18 protein-coding genes and 1 pseudogene are annotated in these 17808 nt (G+C 64.5%); 3 read left to right on the forward strand and 16 right to left on the reverse strand.

All coding sequences use genetic code 11. The features are described from left to right. Window positions 1-27: 27 nt before the first annotated feature. The 8 genes from HAP41_RS27980 to HAP41_RS28015 form a co-directional block, all read right to left on the reverse strand. Window positions 28-1284: a TCR/Tet family MFS transporter gene (locus tag HAP41_RS27980; RefSeq protein WP_166095823.1), complete on the reverse strand. Its 1257-nt coding sequence runs from the start codon at window positions 1282-1284 to the stop codon at window positions 28-30. Further along, on the reverse strand, window positions 1281-2663 hold the full coding sequence (der, locus tag HAP41_RS27985) for a ribosome biogenesis GTPase Der (RefSeq protein WP_166095820.1): 1383 nt from the start codon (window positions 2661-2663) through the stop codon (window positions 1281-1283). The genes HAP41_RS27980 and der overlap by 4 nt, the downstream gene beginning before the upstream one ends. 49 nt (window positions 2664-2712) lie before the next feature. Further along, window positions 2713-3264, reverse strand: coding sequence for a hypothetical protein (locus HAP41_RS27990; protein ID WP_166095816.1), 552 nt, complete (start codon window positions 3262-3264; stop codon window positions 2713-2715). Window positions 3265-3295: 31 nt separating this feature from the next. After that, complete coding sequence (locus tag HAP41_RS27995) at window positions 3296-3949, reverse strand: tetratricopeptide repeat protein (RefSeq protein ID WP_063983726.1); 654 nt, start codon at window positions 3947-3949, stop codon at window positions 3296-3298. Between the two features lie 167 nt (window positions 3950-4116). After that, a complete protein-coding gene (locus tag HAP41_RS28000) occupies window positions 4117-5709 on the reverse strand; it encodes a class I adenylate-forming enzyme family protein (protein WP_166095808.1) in 1593 nt (530 codons plus the stop codon). Window positions 5710-5784: 75 nt separating this feature from the next. Next, on the reverse strand, window positions 5785-6369 hold the full coding sequence (locus tag HAP41_RS28005) for an NnrU family protein (protein ID WP_166095800.1): 585 nt from the start codon (window positions 6367-6369) through the stop codon (window positions 5785-5787). Window positions 6370-6535: 166 nt separating this feature from the next. Further along, complete coding sequence (locus HAP41_RS28010; protein WP_166095795.1) at window positions 6536-7114, reverse strand: UCP034077 family protein; 579 nt, start codon at window positions 7112-7114, stop codon at window positions 6536-6538. 209 nt (window positions 7115-7323) lie between these two features. After that, the gene (locus HAP41_RS28015) at window positions 7324-8943 is read right to left on the reverse strand and encodes a peptide chain release factor 3 (RefSeq protein ID WP_166095788.1); all 1620 of its coding nucleotides are present in this window, start codon (window positions 8941-8943) and stop codon (window positions 7324-7326) included. A 158-nt stretch (window positions 8944-9101) separates the two neighbouring features. On the opposite strand from HAP41_RS28015, the gene sugE reads away from it, so the two are divergent. Further along, window positions 9102-9416 carry a quaternary ammonium compound efflux SMR transporter SugE gene (gene sugE / locus HAP41_RS28020; protein ID WP_166095785.1) on the forward strand — a complete coding sequence of 105 codons (315 nt, stop codon included), beginning with the start codon at window positions 9102-9104 and terminating at the stop codon, window positions 9414-9416. On the opposite strand, the gene HAP41_RS28025 is transcribed toward sugE, so the two are convergent. From HAP41_RS28025 to HAP41_RS28055, 7 genes are all read right to left on the reverse strand, one after another. After that, window positions 9409-10416 (reverse strand): inorganic phosphate transporter, encoded by a 1008-nt coding sequence (locus HAP41_RS28025; RefSeq protein ID WP_071914730.1) that lies wholly within the window; start codon window positions 10414-10416, stop codon window positions 9409-9411. The two genes, sugE and HAP41_RS28025, sit on opposite strands and share 8 nt — an antisense overlap. A 15-nt stretch (window positions 10417-10431) precedes the next feature. Beyond that, window positions 10432-11076, reverse strand: a complete 645-nt coding sequence (locus HAP41_RS28030) for a DUF47 domain-containing protein (RefSeq protein ID WP_014495845.1) — start codon at window positions 11074-11076, stop codon at window positions 10432-10434. A 156-nt stretch (window positions 11077-11232) separates the two neighbouring features. Next, entirely contained in the window at window positions 11233-12201 is a 969-nt protein-coding gene (locus HAP41_RS28035) for a branched-chain amino acid ABC transporter permease (protein ID WP_135215252.1), read from the reverse strand. 1 nt (window position 12202) lies between these two features. Then, entirely contained in the window at window positions 12203-13066 is an 864-nt protein-coding gene (locus HAP41_RS28040) for a branched-chain amino acid ABC transporter permease (protein WP_166095768.1), read from the reverse strand. A gap of 72 nt (window positions 13067-13138) precedes the next feature. Further along, complete coding sequence (locus tag HAP41_RS28045; protein ID WP_135215251.1) at window positions 13139-14359, reverse strand: ABC transporter substrate-binding protein; 1221 nt, start codon at window positions 14357-14359, stop codon at window positions 13139-13141. Between the two features lie 48 nt (window positions 14360-14407). Continuing rightward, on the reverse strand, window positions 14408-15154 hold the full coding sequence (locus HAP41_RS28050; RefSeq protein ID WP_014495849.1) for an ABC transporter ATP-binding protein: 747 nt from the start codon (window positions 15152-15154) through the stop codon (window positions 14408-14410). Further along, complete coding sequence (locus tag HAP41_RS28055; RefSeq protein WP_063983735.1) at window positions 15147-15902, reverse strand: ABC transporter ATP-binding protein; 756 nt, start codon at window positions 15900-15902, stop codon at window positions 15147-15149. Before HAP41_RS28055 ends, HAP41_RS28050 begins: the two co-directional genes overlap by 8 nt. Before the next feature lie 302 nt (window positions 15903-16204). Here HAP41_RS28055 and HAP41_RS28060 point away from each other — a divergent pair. After that, window positions 16205-16886, forward strand: a pseudogene (locus HAP41_RS28060) (hypothetical protein). A gap of 39 nt (window positions 16887-16925) precedes the next feature. On the opposite strand, the gene HAP41_RS28065 reads toward HAP41_RS28060, so the two are convergent. Continuing rightward, on the reverse strand, window positions 16926-17279 hold the full coding sequence (locus HAP41_RS28065) for an ArsC family reductase (RefSeq protein ID WP_166095759.1): 354 nt from the start codon (window positions 17277-17279) through the stop codon (window positions 16926-16928). Between the two features lie 104 nt (window positions 17280-17383). On the opposite strand from HAP41_RS28065, the gene HAP41_RS28070 reads away from it, so the two are divergent. Then, a complete protein-coding gene (locus HAP41_RS28070; RefSeq protein ID WP_166095752.1) occupies window positions 17384-17755 on the forward strand; it encodes a tRNA-binding protein in 372 nt (123 codons plus the stop codon). Window positions 17756-17808: the final 53 nt, after the last annotated feature.

Consider the following 17808-nt stretch of genomic DNA (forward strand, 5'->3'; position numbering starts at 1 on the left):
CGGTGGGCACGCTTCGCTTTGCCCACCCTACGAAACCGTCTTCGTAGTCACCAGCGTCCGCATCGCGATCGCGACACATACCACCATCAATACCGCCGCAAGCAGGAACGGCGCGCCGGGCAGATGCCACGGCGCGCTGGCGCCGATGAAATAGGAAAACGTCAGCGTGAACAGGAACGGCCCGACGAGCTGCGAGACGCTCTGCACGCTCGCGGTCGCGCCCTGCAACTGGCCCTGCTGATCGGGCGCGACCAATCGCGTCATCAGCGATTGCATGGCGGCACCCGAGATGCCCCACAGCGACATCACGGGAATGCCGATCCAGAACAGCGGGCCGGTCGGCGCGGCGCCGAAGATCACGAAGCCGATCGCGCCACAGCACAGGCCGAGCACCAGCGCATTCCGCTCGCCGAGCACGCGCACGATCGGGCCGATCGCGAGCCCCTGCACCACCATGGCGCAGATGCCGACCATCGCGAGCGTCAGACCCACGGTCTTGGAATCCCAGCCGTAGCGATAGGTCGCATAGAGCACGAAAGTCGAGGGCAGCACGACATGCGCGACCTGTGCGATGAAGTTGACGATGGATAACGCGGCCAGCGCCGCGTTGGACCGCAGCAAGTGCAGCGCTCCGATCGGATTGGCGCTGGTCCAGCGGAACGGCGCGCGCCGCTCCGGCGCCAGCGATTCCGGCAGGACGAAGAGCCCATAGAGCGCATTGGCAAAGCTCAAAGCCGCCGACGCCCAGAACGGCAGCCGCGGATCGATATCGCCGAGCAGGCCGCCGAGCGCCGGGCCCAGGATGAAGCCGGCGCCGAAGGCAGCTCCAATCCTGCCGAAGACGGCCGCGCGCCGCTCCGGCGGCGTGATGTCGGCGATATAGGCAAAGGCGGTCGAAATGCTCGCCGAGGTGATGCCCGAGATCACGCGGCCGATGAACAACCAGAGCAGCGACGGCGCGAGCGCCATCAGCACATAGTCGGCGGCGAGCCCGAAATTCGACAGCAGCACCACCGGCCGCCGTCCGAAGCGATCCGACAGCGCGCCGAGCACCGGCGAGAACACGAACTGCATCAGCGCCCAGGCGGTGCCGAACAGGCCGAAGATGCGGGCCGCATGCGCGGTGTCGTTGTCGACGAAGCTCTCGATCAGCTTCGGCAGGATCGGCATGATCACGCCGAGCGCGAGCATGTCGAGCAGGATGGTGACGAAGATGAAGGCGACGGCACCACGCCGGACCGGCGCAGCGCTTCGCGCCGTCGCCTCGCCGGCATCGTTGCTCACGACGGCCGCTTGCGCTTGTGGGCGAAGGGGTTGGCCTTTTCGCGAAGAGTGATGCGCACCGGCGTACCCGGCAGCTCAAAGGTCTCGCGCATGGAATTGGTCAGGTAGCGCAAGTAGGACTGCGGCACCGCGTCCGCGCGCGAGCAGAACAGCACGAAGCTCGGCGGACGCGCCTTGTTCTGCGTGATGTAATTCAGCTTGAGCCGTCGGCCGGACACGGCCGGCGGCGGATTGGCCTGCACGGCCTGCTCGAACCAGCGATTGAGCGCGGATGTCGGCACGCGCCTGTTCCAGACCGCGTAGGCATCCTGGATCGCCTGCATCAGACGATCGATGCCCTCGCCCATCAGACCTGACACGGCGACGATCGGCACGCCCTTGATCTGCGGCAGCCAATGGTCGGCATCGCGGCGCAGGCCCGAGACGGCGCCGCCGCCCTTGGTCTCCATCAGATCCCATTTGTTGACGGCGAGCACGACCGCGCGGCCCTCGCGCTCGATCAGATCGGCGATGCGCAGATCCTGCTCCTCGAAGCGGTTCTGCGTATCCATCATCATCACGACGACTTCGGCAAAGCGGACCGCACGCAACGCGTCGGCGACCGAGAGCTTCTCCAGCTTTTCCTCGATGCGCGAGCGACGGCGCAGGCCTGCGGTATCGAACACGCGAAAATCGCGGCCCTTCCAGTTGATCTCGACCGCGATGGAATCGCGTGTGGTGCCGGCCTCCGGGCTCGTCAGCAGGCGCTCCTCGCCGAGCAGATGATTGATCAGCGTCGACTTGCCGGCATTGGGCCGGCCGACGATGGCGACGCGGATCGGACGCGTCGCGGCCTCCTCCTCGGTCAGCGGCTCGTCGTCCTCGGCTTCATCTTCCTCGACAGGCTCCGGCATCAACTCGCGGAGGGCGTCATACAGCTCGCCCATGCCCTCGCCGTGCTCGGCCGAGACCTGGATGGGATCGCCGAGGCCGAGCGCAAAGGCCTCCATCGCGCCGGCATCGCCATGCTTGCCTTCGCTCTTGTTGGCGACCAGCAGCACCGGCTTGTTGGCCTTGCGGGCGAAATCAGCGAAGGCGCGGTCGGTGGGCGTGAGGCCGATGCGGGCATCGACGACAAAGAACAGCGCGTCGGCTTGTGCGATCGCGGCCTCGGTCTGCTCCTGCATGCGCGCGGTCAGCGAGCCCTTGGCGCCCTCGTCGAGGCCGGCGGTATCGATGATGGTGAATTCGAGATCGCCGAGCCTGGCCTCGCCCTCGCGGCGGTCGCGGGTGACGCCCGGCAGGTCATCGACGAGCGCGAGCTTCTGCCCAACCAGGCGGTTGAACAGCGTCGATTTGCCGACATTGGGCCGGCCGATAATAGCAATCGTGAAGGACATCGGTCATTCGTGCGCTGCGAAGGCCGCGCCTGTCAATGTAATGAAGTGATCAGCGCGAAAAGCTGCCGCTCGGCATCGGTGCCGGGAAAGCTCCCTGCGATTGCTGCTGGGTGGTCTGGGTCGGCTGCGCCTGCTGGACGGGTTGATCCGGCGGCGGGGCGGTGGTGCGCTTGCGCACGATCTTCTGCTTGGGCGGCGGAGCGGCCGTAGGCGGCGCGGCCTCGGGCTGGGCCTCGCCGTCAACCTCGCCCGCCGGCGCCTCAGCGGGCGCGGTGGAGGCGCTGGCAGGCTGTTTGGTCTTCTTCGCCTTGGCACCCTTTGCCGGCTTGGCCTCGGGCGGCGGCTCGGCGGGCAGAGCCGCGACGGCCGGTGCGTTCGGATCCGGCTGCTGCTGTGCTGCGCCCTTGTACATCTCCCGCGGCACGCCCTGCTCGAGGCCCGGAACGCCCTCCGGGAAGACCGGCTTGCGGTCGCCCGGCAGCTTCTTCTTGGTGTCGAGGAAGTCGAGCATGTCGCTTGGATCGAAGCTGGAGCAGCCGCCCAGGATGCCCGTGAAGGCGATCAGGACGGCGGCTGCGATCAAGCGTGGCGTGCGGCGCATCTTGTGTCTCGTCTACGTCAGAGAGCCGTCGTCAGCTTTTGGCGACGGGCGGCAGCAGGGCCTGGAGCGCCTCGGCGCGTGAGCGCAAACCGGGCGGCGTTTCGCCGTCCTCGGCAATCGCGTCGAGCCATTTGCGGGCCGCGGTCATGTCGTTGTTGCGCCAGGCCGATAGCGCCAGCAACTCGCGGGCGCTGTGGCGGAACGTGGATTTGGGCGCGGCGGAGGACTCCAGCCGCTGCTGCATGTCGGCATAGGACGCGCTGTCGACCAGCAAGCCGGCGGCGCGGATCTTCGCCAGATCCTGCCACTCACCACCGATGCTGCGATCGGCGGCGATGTCGTCAAACATCTTGGCGGCCGCCTTGGGATCGCGGGGCGCTGCCTCGGCCGCGGCACGTAGCCGCGCCAGGGTGCGATAACCCGAGGGAGCCTTGGCGGCGAGCGCGGTGAAGGCGGCCTCGGCCTCCGCGTGCTTGTCCTGGTCGGACAGCTCAGCGGCCTTCTCGAAGGCGGCGCCGGCCTCGGCGGCCTTCTTGCCCTCCAGGTACTGGTAGCCGCGCCAGCCGCCCACAGCAGCCACGATCAGCACCATCAGGGCAATGAAGACGATCGAATACTTGTCCCACAGCTTCTTGAGCTGTTCGCGACGTACTTCCTCGTCGACTTCGTCAAATAATTCAGACACTTATGTTTATCCCATGCCCGTCCGGGTGCGCGCGCCAATGCGTTCGCGTCAGGAATCCCCGTCCCCCACGTGGCGGCGGGGTACCCTAACGATATGGCGGTGGCAAGGCAAAGCGAGCCCAATCAAGGCGTTAACCACCCGGAACAGCCCGGACCGGCCTGTCCGGCTCAGGTTCCCAGGAGCTCCCGCAGCTGCCGCTTCAGCACCTTGCCGTTGGCATTGCGCGGCAGCGGCTCGGGGGTGATCGCCATGGTTTCGGGGACCTTGTAGTCGGACAGCCGCTCCGCGCACCAGGCGCGCAAGGCTTCGCTTGCCACCGGCGCCCGCGTCACCACCACGGCGTGGACGCGCTCACCCAGCACCGGGCAAGCCTTGGCAATGATCGCGCTCTCGACCACGGCGGGGTGGCCGGCCAGCACGGACTCGACCTCGGCCGAATAGATCTTCAGGCCGCCGCGATTGATCATGTCCTTCTGCCGGTCGAACACGCGGACAAACCCCTCCGCATCGACCGAGCCGAGATCACCGGAATGCCAGAATCCGCCCGTGAAGCTTTCGGCCGTGGCCTTCGGGTTATTCCAGTAGCCCTTGATGACGGAGGCGCTCTGGATCCAGAGCTCGCCGATCTCGCCAGCGGGCAGTTCGCGCCCGTCCGCTCCCATCGCGACGATGCGGGCACCGGGACACGGCAGGCCGACACTGTCGATGTGGCTCGCGGTCAGCTCGCCCGGCATGATCGTCGAGGGCGACGTCGTCTCGGTCGAGCCGTAGCAGTTCGCGAGCTTCAGGCCCGGAATCGTCACCTTGAGCTTCTCGATGGTCGCGACCGGCATCGGTGCGCCGCCAAAGCCGCCGATGCGCCAGCTCGAGAGATCGTAGCTGTCGAAATCGGGCTGGAGCAGGCAGAGATTGTACATCGCCGGCACCATCACGGTGTAGGTGACGCGCTCGCGTGCGGCGAGCTTGAGATAATCGGCGGCCTTGAATTCCGGCATGATGATCAGCGCGCCGCCGCAGCGGATCATGGTCGTGATGTTGGCGACGACGCCGGTGACGTGGCCGAGCGGCACCGCCGCGATCGAGCGGTCCGCTTCCGTCAACTGCAGGCAGGAGACGAACACCATCGAGGAATGGACGATGTTGCAATGGGCGAGCATCGCGCCCTTCGGCTTGCCCGTCGTGCCCGAGGTGTAGAGGATCATCGCGGTGTCCTCCTCGCCGATCTCGACCGGCGCCGATGCCGGGACGTTGTCGGCGAGTACGGCGAAACGCGACAGGGCCTGATCGCTGTCGACGGCGATGCGGTGGATGACATCGGGAACATCAAGCGCATCGGGCAGCCGCCCGGTGAGCCCTGCTTCATGGATCAGGATCCTGGCGCCGCAATCGGCGAGGACATAGGCGATCTCGGGCTTCTGCTGGCGCGTGCCGAGCAGCACCGTCACCAGCCCCTCATGCGCGGCGGCAAACAGCAGCAGCGGAAATTCGATACGATTGCCGAGCAGGATCGCGACCCGGTCGCCGCGCTGCAGGCCGAGCTTGCGAAAGCCCGCCGCGATCCGCGCCGCCTGCTCCACCGCCTGTCGCCAGCTCAACCGGACATCGCCTGCGATCAGCGCTTCGCCGTCCGGATTGCGGGCGCAAGCGTCCGCGATCATCGCCCACAGGCTCGCCGGCCGGTCGCAGAAGGCCGGCACCACCCGATCGCCGAAGCGCGCCTCGAATCGCATCGGAGGGATCTGAGATTGCGACCAGTCCATCGGGATGCCCTCGGCTGTTGCTTGTCACGTTCCGCGCACGGCTGCGCGGAACCGTCTTGCGCTGATCGGCTGTCGTCAGCCTCCCATGACGGGAACGCCGATCACAACCGGGTGGAATGCGAAGGCCAGCGCGAGATAAGCGACGACACCGACTGCAACGGCGATCAGATCATTGGTGACCCCGCCCACCGGAATCGGCGGGCCGCCGCCATCGGTGCGATGCTTCAGCGAGATGCGGTCATACACCGCCCAGCCCAGGAACGAGCCAAACAGGATGATGGAGCCGAGATCGCCATTGGCGAGCAGATGCGCGGCCGCCCACAATTTGATGCCCGCCAGCATCGGATGCTTCAGCGTCGCATAGATGCGCCCGCGCAAGTAGGACGCCACCACCAGGATAACCGCGGGCAGCATCAGCGCGACTGTAATGTGCTTGAATGCGACCGGCGGCTCCCAAACCGGGATCATTCCGGCAGCTCGATAATGGGCGAAGCCCCAGATGATCAGCGCCAGTCCCGCAAGCGAGACGGCCGCATAGAGGATCTTGTAGGTCCCCTCGCCCAGGCTCGCGATCGCCTGCGCGCGCGCCTCTCGTTTCGTTGTGAAAACATGGGCCGCAAAAAACAGCATCAGCCCCAGGATCATGACCAGCAGACCCACGACATCCTCCCCTCAACCAGCGCCCCCGCCTATGGCGTATCATCGATTGGGCGCGGGTCGCAACTCTCACGCCTCGTGGTGAGGCGTGCAGGCTCGGGTCTGCAACAGCGCGGCCTTCATCCTGCGAGACCCGCGCAAGCGCAGTCCGCAAGATGCGGGGATAGAGCTATTTTCCAAGCTCGCGATTATCGACATAGCGGATCGCTATCGGGCGTCCGGCCAGAGCGCCGCCGAGCCCGCTGGTGAATTTGAGCGGCAGGCAGGCTTTCAGCGATGAATTGATCGCGTTGAGATAGGTCGTTCGGGTATCGGCCGGGACGCCCGCGGTCGCATAGGTCAGCTGCGGCGGACCGATCATGCCGCCCGCCTTGTTGAAGCTGAAGCGCACCGCCATCTGCATGCCCGCGCGCGCATTGTCCGATGGCGGCGACCAGCAGGTGCGCAGCTCGGCGAAGAGATCGCCGATCGTATCGAGATCGTGATCCGGCCTCTGATATTTCGAGCGATCTGCCTCCGCCGGCACGGTTTCGATCGTGAGCTGGAGATTCTGGCCGTAGGGGTAGTCGATCTCGGGAATGCAGGGGCCGGGCTCGAGCGGGCTGCAATAGTACGGCGTGCAGGGCCGGCCGGCGAGCACGCTGCACGGCTCATGCGAAAACGGGATCGGATTGATCTGGCGGCGCTGCGCATCGGCGGCAACCGTCGATATCGCCAACAGGAGGAAAACGAGGATGCCGCGCCACATGATGGGAGCTCACAATGTCACACGCACAAACGTGGCATTGCCAACGAACGCGTCAAGCCTGCGGCTGTTCACATGCTCGCGTTTAGCTCCGGTGTCGTCGCCCGGCTCGACCGGGCGACCCAGTACTCCGAGACGGCGGTGATGGAATCGAGAGGCTGCGGCGTACTGGATTCCCGGCCTTCGCGGGGAATGACAGCGGAGTGTGGCCCCTACCCCTTCTTCTTGACGTCCTTGACGTTCGTGAACTCGATGCCCTCGGCGCGTTCCCTGGCGTAGCCGAGATAGAACTCGTTTCTCGCCAGATACACGGGATCGCCGTCGACATCGTCGGCGATGCTCGAGGTGTTGGCGGCGATGAAAGTGTCGAGCTTCTTGCGATCTTCGGATGAGACCCAGCGCGCGAGCTGGAACTCGCTGACCTCGAACTCGACGGGCAGCGAATATTCCGCCTCGAGCCGTGCCTTCAGCACGTCGAGCTGCAGCGCCCCGACCACGCCGACCAGCGCCGGTGCGCCGTCGCGCGGGCGGAACACTTGCACAACGCCCTCTTCGGACATCTGCTGCAGCGCTTCCTTCAGCTTCTTCGCCTTCATCGCGTCGGTGAGACGCACGCGGCGGACGATTTCCGGCGCGAAGCTCGGTACGCCGACGAAGGTGAAATCCTCGCCCTCGGTCAGGGTGTCGCCGATGCGCAGCGTGCCGTGATTGGGAATACCGACGACGTCGCCGGCGAAGGCTTCGTCCGCGACCGAACGATCCTGCGCGAAGAAGAATTGCGGGCTCGACAGCGGCATGCTCTTGCCGGTGCGCACCAGCTTGGCCTTCATGCCGCGACTGAGCTTGCCGGAACAGAGGCGCGCAAAGGCGATGCGGTCGCGGTGGTTCGGATCCATGTTCGCCTGGATCTTGAACACGAAGGCGCTCATGCGCGGATCGGTCGCCTCGACCTTGCGCTGGTCGCTCTCCTGCGCGCGCGGCTCCGGCGCGAACTTGCCGAGGCCTTCGAGGAGGTCGCCGACGCCGAAATTGCGTAGCGCGCTGCCGAAATAGACCGGCGTCAGATGGCCCTCGCGAAAGGCGGCGAGTTCGAACGGTTTTGAGGCCTCGGTGACGAGTTCGAGCTCGTCCTTGACCGCGCCGACATCGAGGTTGGCGTTGAGCTTGCCGAGCTCGGCGATCTCGATCTGCTGGGCCGCGCCGGTCTTGGCGCCGCCGCCTTCGAGCAGGCGTACGCCGCCATTGGCGACGTCATAGGTGCCGAGGAAATCGCGGCCGCGGCCGACCGGCCAGGTCATCGGCGTGGTGTCGAGCGCCAGCGTCTTCTCGATCTCGTCGAGCAGCTCGAACACATCGCGGCTCTCGCGGTCCATCTTGTTGATGAAGGTGATGATCGGGATGTCGCGCAGGCGGCAGACTTCGAACAGCTTTCGGGTGCGCGCCTCGATGCCCTTGGCGGCGTCGATCACCATGACAGCGGAGTCGACGGCCGTGAGCGTACGGTAGGTGTCCTCCGAAAAGTCCTCGTGGCCCGGCGTGTCCAGCAGATTGAACACAAGACCCTCGAACTCGAAGGTCATGACCGAGGTCACGACCGAGATGCCGCGCTCGCGCTCGATCTTCATCCAGTCCGAACGGGTGTTGCGCCGCTCGCCCTTGGCCTTGACCTGGCCGGCGAGATTAATGGCGCCGCCGAACAGCAGCAGCTTCTCGGTCAGCGTGGTCTTGCCCGCGTCCGGGTGGGAGATGATCGCGAAGGTGCGCCGCCGCGCCACTTCGGTGGCAAGCGGGGAACGGGCCGGCGAGTCGGCTGATATGACGATGTCGGACATGGCGGGAGCGTTTGGCAGGGAAAATGGGCCTGATCAAGCCTCATGTGGTGATTGCGGAGCCCCTCGGCCAGCCCCATATCCGCTCTCGGGGAGGACGGCCTCCCCCCTCATCAGCATATCCGCCGCGGGGACGACCCTGCCTTGAATGGAGGGTCGTCATGGCCTGGAGCATCCTGTTCGTCGCCGGTCTTCTCGAGATCACCTGGGCGATCGGCCTGAAATACACCGAGGGCTTTACCAAGCTTGTTCCGTCCGTCATTACGCTCGTGGCGATGGCCGGCAGCGTCATCCTGCTCGGTTTAGCCCTCAAATCGCTGCCCGTCGGAACCGCCTATGCGGTCTGGACCGGCATCGGCGCGGTCGGTACCGCCGCGCTTGGCATCATCCTGTTCGGCGAGCCGGCCACCGCGTTCCGTCTCGCCAGCATCGGGCTGATCGTCGCCGGCATCGCTGGGCTGAAATTCGTCACCTGACGAAAATCTGGACCGCCCACCAGGTCAGCGCCGCGACAATGGCCGAGGCCGGGATCGTGATCACCCAGGCATAGACGATCGAGCTCGCGACGTTCCAGCGCACCGCCGAGACGCGGCGGGCCGCGCCGACGCCGACGATCGCGCCGGTAATGGTGTGGGTGGTCGAGACGGGAACGCCGAGGAAGGTCGCCATGAACAGGGTCGCGGCGCCGCCGGTTTCGGCGCAAAAGCCCTGCATCGGCGTCAGCTTGGTGATGCGCAGGCCCATGGTGCGGACGATGCGCCAGCCGCCCATCAGCGTGCCCAGCGCCATCGCGGCCTGGCAGGACAGCACCACCCAGAACGGTACCGAGAATTCGCCGCCGAGATGGCCCTGCGAATACAGCAGCACCGCGATGATGCCCATGGTCTTCTGGGCGTCATTGCCGCCATGGCCGAGCGAATAGAGCGAGGCGGAGGCGAATTGCAGGATGCGGAAGGCGCGATCGACCGCGAACGGCGTCGAGCGCACCGAGAGCCAGGACACGATCGCGACCAGCATCATCGCGAGCAGGAAGCCGACCAGCGGCGACAGCACGATCGCCAGCACCGCCTTGGACAGGCCGCTCCACACCGCCGCCGAGATCCCCGCCTTGGCCATGCCGCCGCCGACGAGACCGCCGATCAGCGCATGCGAGGAGGAGGATGGGATGCCGAGCGCCCAGGTCACGAGATTCCAGACGATCGCGCCGACGAGCGCCGCGAAGATCACCTGGGCGTCGACCACCGCGGGATCGATGATGCCGGTGCCGATGGTCTGGGCAACATGCAGCCCGAACACCATGAAGGCGATGAAATTGAAGAACGCGGCCCAGAGCACCGCGAATTGCGGCCGCAGCACGCGGGTGGACACGATGGTCGCGATCGAATTGGCGGCGTCGTGCAGGCCGTTCAGGAAGTCGAACAGCAGCGCGACGGCGATCAAGCCGACGAGGACAGGAAGTCCGAGCGCAGCATCCACGGCGCGACCCCTGCCCTAAACTTGCTCGATGACGATGCTGTTGATCTCGTTCGCGACGTCGTCGAAACGGTCGGCCACCTTTTCGAGATGGTCGTAGATCTCGACGCCGACGATGAAATCCATCGCGCTGCCATCACGGTGCTTGAGAAACAGCTCCTTCAGCCCGATGTCATGGAGATCGTCGACCCGGCCCTCCAGCTTGCCCAGCTCCTCCGTGATCGCGGTCAGCATCGCGACATTCGGGCCGATCGACTGCATCAGCGGCAACGCGCGCCCCACGAGATTGGCGCATTCGATCAGCAGCCCGCCAATCTCCCGCATCGGCGGCTCGAAGGTGCGGACCTCGAACAGCATCACGGCCTTGGCCGTCTGCTGCATCTGGTCGATGGCGTCGTCCATCGAGGTGATCAGGTTCTTGATGTCGCCGCGGTCGAAGGGGGTGATGAAGGTGCGGCGCACCGCCGTCAGCACCTCACGGGTGATGTTGTCGGCGTCGTTCTCGAACTGGTTGACACGCTGGCAGTAGACCGGCGTCTCCTCGCCCCCGTTGAGCATGCCCTGGAGTGCGATCGAGCCCTGGATCACGGTCTGTGCATGGCGGTCGAACAGGTCGAAGAACCGTTCTTCCTTGGGCAGGAAAGCGCGAAACCATCGCATCATGGGGATAGGCTACCGGTTGGAAATGGCCCGGCCCGAACGGACCGTCATGAAACTGTCATAGACCATTTCCACCCCGCGCGCGTGTCATCTCACGCCCGCGAAGCAGGATCATCCACCGGATTATCGCGCCAATGAAATTGGCGCGATATCAATGGCTTAGAGCGAGCGCCGGAAGTAATGAGCGATTTCGCCGATGACGCCGCGGCGGAAGGTGAGCACGCAGACCACGAAGATCGAGCCCTGGATCACCGTCACCCATTGGCCAAAACCCGCCAGATATTGCTGCATGGCGATGATCGCGAAGGCACCAACCACGGGGCCGAAGATGGTGCCGAGACCGCCAACCAGCGTCATCAGCACGACCTCGCCCGACATCGTCCAGTGCACGTCGGTGAGCGAGGCATTCTGCGCCACGAACACCTTCAGCGATCCGGCAAAGCCGGCCAGCGTGCCGGACAGGACGAAAGCCAGGAATTTATATTGGTCGGTCCGGTAGCCGAGCGAGATCGCGCGCGGCTCGTTCTCGCGGATCGACTTCAGCACTTCACCGAACGGCGAGTTGATGATGCGGTAGATCAGCAGGAAGCCGGCGAGGAAGCCGGCCAACACGACGTAATAAAGCACCGTCGGCTTGGAGAGATCGAGCAAGCCGAACATCCGCCCCTGCGGAATGCCCTGAATGCCGTCCTCACCATGGGTGAACGGCGCCTGGAGGTAGATGAAGTACAGGAGCTGCGACAGCGCCAGCGTGATCATCGAGAAATAGATGCCCTGGCGGCGGATCGAGATATAGCCGGTGATGAGCGACAGCCCGAACGCCGCGGCGATTCCGACGAGGATGCCGAGCTCCGGCGGCAGCGCCCACACTTTCAGCGCGTGCGCGCTGCAATAGCCGGCGGTGCCCATGAACATTGCGTGGCCGAACGACAACAGGCCGCCATAGCCGATCAGCAGGTTGAAGGCGCAGGCGAGCAGCGCAAAGCACAGCGCCTGCATCACGAAGAACGGATAGACGCCCGTGAAAGGCACCGACGCCAGCAGCAGCGCCATCACCACGAACACGACCATCTCGTCACGCATCGCGCGCGGGGTTACCGGCAGCGTGTCGTCCGTCAAGGCTGTCATATCAGGCCGCCCTTCCCGTCAGTCCCGTTGGCTTCACCAAGAGCACCAGCACCATCAGCACGAACACGACGGTGTTGGAGGCCTCGGGGTAGAAATACTTGGTCAGGCCCTCGATCACACCGAGCGCAAAGCCGGTGATGATGGAGCCCATGATCGATCCCATGCCGCCGATCACGACCACCGCGAACACGACGATGATGAGGTCGGCGCCCATCAACGGCCGCACCTGGTTGATCGGCGCCGAGAGCACACCGGCGAGCGCGGCAAGGCCGACGCCGAGACCGTAGGTCAGCGTAATCATGCGCGGCACGTTGATGCCGAAAGCGCGCACCAGCGTCGGATTCTCAGTGGCAGCGCGCAGGTTAGCACCGAGCCGCGTCTTCTCGATCAGGAACCAGGTGGCGATACACACCACCAGCGAGAAGATGACGACCCAGCCGCGATAGATTGGCAGGAACATGAAACCGAGATTCATGCCGCCCTTGAGCTGGTCCGGAATCGCATAAGGCAGACCGGAGGAGCCGAAATAGTTCTGGAACACGCCCTGCACGATCAGAGCGATGCCGAAGGTCAGGAGCAGACCGTAGAGGTGGTCGAGCCCCGTCAGCCATTGCAGCATGGTCCGTTCCAGGATCATGCCGAAGACGCCGACGATAACAGGCGCGATCAGCAGCGCCCACCAGTAGTTGATGCCGCCTAGGCTCAGCAGGAAATAGGCAACGAACGCGCCCATCATGTAGAGCGCGCCGTGGGCGAAATTGATGATGTTGAGCATGCCGAAGATCACGGCGAGCCCGAGACTGAGCAGCGCGTAGAACGAGCCGTTGATCAATCCCACCAGTAGCTGAGCGTAAAGAGCCTGCATCGATCCCGCACCCGGTCCCTTCGGCGTTGCCTGAGAGTCGCCCGCAGGCCTGACGGCCTGCGGGCGGTTATCTTACTTCTTCAAGAGCGCGCACTTGCTCTCGGACAGCGGCGTGAAAGCCTGGTCGCCCGGCACGGTGCCGACCAGCTTGTAGAAGTCCCACGGCCCCTTGGACTCCGAGGGCTTCTTCACCTCGAACAGGTAGGCGCTGTGGATGGTGCGGCCGTTCGGCTGGATCTCGCCCTTGCCGAACAGGTCGTCCTCCGTCGGCAACGACTTCATCTTCTCGACGACCTTGACGCCGTCATGGGGATTGCCGCCGAGCGCTTCCAGCGTCTTGAGATAGTGACGCACGCCCGCATAGACGCCGGCCTGCACCATGGTGGGCGGCGCGTTGTTCTTCATCTTGTCGGAGAAGCGCTTGGAGAAGGCCCGGGTCTTGTCGTCCATGTCCCAATAGAACGTCTCGGTGAAGTTGAGGCCCTGCGCGGTCTCGAGGCCAATCGCCTTGACGTCGGTGAGGAACAGCAGCAGCGCAGCGAGCTTCTGTCCGCCCTTGACGATGCCGAACTCGGCCGCCTGCTTGATCGAGTTGGTGGTGTCGCCGCCGGCATTGGCAAGGCCGACGATCTTGGCCTTGGACGCCTGCGCCTGCAGCAGGAATGACGAGAAGTCGGGCGTGTTGAGTGGATGCTTGACGCCGCCGACGACCTTGCCGCCGTTGGCGGTGACCACGGCCGTGGTATCGCGCTCGAGCGCCGCACCGAAGGCGTAGTCCGCGGTCAGGAAGAACCAGCTGTCGCCACCGGCCTTCACCAGAGCCTGACCCGTGGTGTGGGCCAGCATGTAGGTGTCGTAGGTCCAGTGCACCGTATTGGGCGAGCACTGCGCGTTGGTGAGGTCCGAGGTCGCGGCGCCCGAGTTGATGTAGACGCCATTCTTTTCCTTGATGACGTTGTTGACGGCGAGCGCCACGCCGGAGTTCGGCACGTCAACGATGATGTCGACCTTGTCGACGTCGAACCATTGCCGCGCGATCGCGGTGCCGATGTCGGGCTTGTTCTGGTGATCGCCGGAGATGATGTCGATCTTCCAGCCCTTCGCCGCAAGGCCGGAATCTTCGACGGCCATCTGGGCGGCGAGCGTCGAGCCGGGACCGCCGAGGTCGGCGTAGAGGCCGGACTGATCGGACAGCGCGCCGATCTTGACGGTCTTGTCCTGCGCAAAGGCTACGCCAGCCGTGGTGACGGCCAACGCCGTGCCGAGCAGAAACGACGCAATCGACTTTTTCATGCTACTTCCCTCGTGAATTTTCTCGTGGCCGTTTGACGCTTGGCCGTCTTAGACGCCTAGATAGGTGTGGAGCTTGTCCATGTTGGCGGCAAGCTCCGAATTGGAAAATCCGTCAATGATCTTGCCGTGCTCGACCACGTAATAGCGGTCGGCGACTGTGGATGCGAACCGGAAGTTCTGCTCGACCAGGAGGATGGTAAAACCCTCCTTCTTGAGCCGTGCAATGGTGTGGCCGATCTGCTGGATAATGACAGGCGCAAGACCTTCGGTCGGCTCGTCCAGCATCAGGAAGCTCGCGCCGGTGCGCAGGATGCGCGCGATCGCGAGCATCTGCTGCTCACCGCCGGAGAGCTTGGTGCCCTGGCTGTTGAGACGTTCCTTCAGATTCGGAAACAGATCGAAGATCTGCTCGAGCGGCAATCCACCCGGGCGAACCACCGGCGGTAGCAGCAAATTCTCCCGCACATCGAGACTGGAGAAAATGCCGCGTTCCTCCGGGCAGAACGCGATGCCCATCCGCGCGATCTTGTCGGAGGTCGCGCGGATGATGTCCTGGTTGTTGAACTTCACCGAGCCGGTCCGCTTGCCGATGATGCCCATGATCGACTTCAGCGTGGTCGTCTTGCCGGCGCCGTTGCGGCCGAGCAGAGTAACCACCTCGCCCGCGTTCACGTCGAAATTGATCCCGTGCAGGATGTGGGACTCGCCGTACCATGCTTCCAGGTTGCGGACCTGGAGGATGTTGCCGCCGGTTGCGGCTTTTGCGGGAGCGTCCGCGGTTGCAGTCTCAGGCATGACCGGCTCCCAGATAGGCTTCCTTGACGCGCTCGTCCTTGGTGAGCTCGCTATAATGGCCTTGCGCCAGCACCTGCCCGCGCGTCAGCACGGTGATGATGTCGGAGAGATTGGCCACGACGCTCAGATTATGCTCGACCATCAGGATGGTGTACTTCGCGGAGATGCGCTTGATCAGCGCCGCGATCTTGTCGATGTCCTCGTGGCCCATGCCGGCCATCGGCTCGTCCAGCAACATCATCTCGGGGTCGAGCGCGAGCGTCGTTGCGATCTCGAGCGCGCGCTTGCGGCCGTAGGCCATCTCGACCGCGGGCGTATTGGCAAACTCGCTGAGGCCGACATCGTTCAACAGTTCACGCGCGCGATCGTTGAAGCGGTTGAGCACGGACTTGGAGCGCCAGAAATCGAAGGAACTGCCGTGCTGGCGCTGAAGCGCGACGCGGACGTTTTCCAGCGCGGTGAGATGCGGAAATACCGCCGAGATCTGGAATGAACGGACCAGTCCCAGGCGCGCCACGTCGGCTGGCGCCATCGCCGTGATGTCCTGCCCCTTGTACAGAATTTTGCCGGCGGACGGTTTGAGGAACTTGGTCAAAAGATTGAAGCACGTCGTCTTGCCCGCCCCGTTCGGGCCGATCAACGCGTGAATGCTCCCACGGCGAACCTTGAGCGCAACGTCGCGGACGGCGAAGAAGCCCGCGAACTCCTTGGTCAAGCCTTCCGTTTCGAGAATGAACTCATCGGCCAAACAGATTTCCCCCTGCCCGCACAATACGCGTGGCTGTCCTTAGTTACTTCGGCTTTCCGGGGGCCTTGGAGCCTGTCCCGGAACGTCGCCTCCGGGCGCGGAATATGCCGGAGGTGACGGGGGTTAGGCAAGGCGGAAAGCTGAGCAGATCAGGTCTCCGGCCGGGAGGCTTATGCTCCCTTAGTCGGACGCGTTTTGATGTCGCCTGCCCGGCCTCCCGGTTCGCAAGGCACCGGTCATCAAGCCGTCGTTAACGGTCTTTCATCCCGCGCGCCAGCCTTCATAGAAAATTTTCCCGCCGCATGGATCATGCGCGGGTTTTATGCGTCGGGAATATTGTCTTGGATTTTGCAAGCGCGGCTCCTTCTGTCGTCAAGTCGATCAGGCAGCGTGATCTCCTGAACACGTGGCTGCGACTTTATGCGCGCGGGCAGATGGTGCCGGCGATCTGGGAGTATCAGCCCGCGCGGCTCGAGGAAGAGCTGTCCGATCTCATCTATTATACCGTCGACATCTCGGCGCCGACGCCGCGCCTCATCATCCAGAGCGAAGGCACGCGCATCTCGCGCGCCTATGGACATACCGGCAAGGGCGTTCTGCTCGACGACTATATCGGGCCGCGCCTCGCACCCTTCGTGATGCCGATCATATTATGAATGCGTGGCGCGCGGGCTTCCGGTCTACAGCGTGGCCGACGTCGACGACGTCTACGGCCGCGTGGTTGCCTATGAACGGCTGCTGCTGCCGTTCCAGACCGACGGCAAGGTCTGCCACGTCATCGCCTCGCTCAAGACATTCTGCGAGGATGGCGGCTTCGAGATCAAGAATCTGATGCGCGGAAATGACGCGCTGCCGCGCCCGAAACTGCGCACGGTGATCGACCGCGATCTCTTCCATCGCGCTCCCGGCCGGATCGCTGCCGCCGACCTCGTCGAGTTCGCCGATCAGCCCGGCGTCACCACCGAGATCGTCGAGCTGAATTAGGGGGCAGCGCGATTTGGCGCCGACCTACTTGGCCTTGACCTACTTGGCCTTGACTTCCTTGGCATAGATATCCGGCTTGAAGCCGACCAGAAGCTTGCCGCCGACTTCGAGCACCGGCCGCTTGATCATCGATGGTTGCGCTAGCATCAGCGCCAGCGCCTTCTTCTCGGTGAGGCCTTCCTTGTCGGAATCCGGCAGCTTCTTGAAGGTCGTGCCAACGCGATTGAGCAGCGTCTCCCAGCCAGCCTTGTCGCTCCACTGCTTGAGCTTGTCCTTCTCGACGCCCGCCGCCTTGTAGTCGTGGAACTCGTAGGCGACGCCATGGGTGTCGAGCCAGGCGCGCGCCTTCTTCATGGTGTCGCAGTTCTTGATGCCGTAGATGATGTTGGGCAAGACCTTCCTCGCGCATGCGTCGTTGGATGACGGCAGCGTTGTACGAAACTCCGGTTCGCGCGACAACATTGCGAACGAACCTCGCTCTCCGAACGGACACATCAATGCACGCCACTCACGATCCCGCCGCGGCCGTGTCGCCAGCCATCGACTTCAACAGCTTCCTCGCGGTCGATATCCGCGTCGGCACCATCGTCGATGCAAAACCGTTCCCGGAGGCGCGCAAGCCGGCCTGGCGGCTGTGGATCGACTTCGGTCCCGCGATCGGCGTGCGCAAGAGCTCGGCCCAGATCACCGAAAATCATCCGCTCGAGACGCTGGTGGGGCAGCAGGTCGCGGCCGTCGTGAACTTCCCGCCGCGCCAGATCGGCCCGGTCGTCTCCGAGGTGTTGACGCTCGGCTTCCCCGATGCCGAGGGCAAGGTCGTGCTGGTGCAGCCGAGCAAGCCTGTGCCGAACGGCGGACGGCTGTTCTAGCCGCGCGATTGCCGGCCGGGCCGCCGTCACCTCCGTCACAGCCCCCGGCAACG

The sequence above is a fragment of the Bradyrhizobium barranii subsp. apii genome (genome assembly GCF_011516635.5).
Classification (GTDB): Bacteria; Pseudomonadota; Alphaproteobacteria; order Rhizobiales; family Xanthobacteraceae; genus Bradyrhizobium; species Bradyrhizobium barranii.

Excerpts from the sequence above, each read along its gene's own strand:
- HAP41_RS28010 (WP_166095795.1), bottom strand. The coding sequence starts at position 7,114 with ATGTGGCGCGGCATCCTCGTTTTCCTCCTGTTGGCGATATCGACGGTT.
- HAP41_RS28070 (WP_166095752.1), top strand. The coding sequence starts at position 17,384 with ATGCACGCCACTCACGATCCCGCCGCGGCCGTGTCGCCAGCCATCGAC.
- HAP41_RS28015 (WP_166095788.1), bottom strand. The coding sequence starts at position 8,943 with ATGTCCGACATCGTCATATCAGCCGACTCGCCGGCCCGTTCCCCGCTT.
- der (WP_166095820.1), bottom strand. The coding sequence starts at position 2,663 with ATGTCCTTCACGATTGCTATTATCGGCCGGCCCAATGTCGGCAAATCG.
- HAP41_RS28050 (WP_014495849.1), bottom strand. The coding sequence starts at position 15,154 with ATGCCTGAGACTGCAACCGCGGACGCTCCCGCAAAAGCCGCAACCGGC.
- HAP41_RS28030 (WP_014495845.1), bottom strand. The coding sequence starts at position 11,076 with ATGATGCGATGGTTTCGCGCTTTCCTGCCCAAGGAAGAACGGTTCTTC.
- HAP41_RS28045 (WP_135215251.1), bottom strand. The coding sequence starts at position 14,359 with ATGAAAAAGTCGATTGCGTCGTTTCTGCTCGGCACGGCGTTGGCCGTC.
- HAP41_RS28040 (WP_166095768.1), bottom strand. The coding sequence starts at position 13,066 with ATGCAGGCTCTTTACGCTCAGCTACTGGTGGGATTGATCAACGGCTCG.
- HAP41_RS28035 (WP_135215252.1), bottom strand. The coding sequence starts at position 12,201 with ATGACAGCCTTGACGGACGACACGCTGCCGGTAACCCCGCGCGCGATG.
- sugE (WP_166095785.1), top strand. The coding sequence starts at position 9,102 with ATGGCCTGGAGCATCCTGTTCGTCGCCGGTCTTCTCGAGATCACCTGG.
- HAP41_RS27990 (WP_166095816.1), bottom strand. The coding sequence starts at position 3,264 with ATGCGCCGCACGCCACGCTTGATCGCAGCCGCCGTCCTGATCGCCTTC.
- HAP41_RS28000 (WP_166095808.1), bottom strand. The coding sequence starts at position 5,709 with ATGGACTGGTCGCAATCTCAGATCCCTCCGATGCGATTCGAGGCGCGC.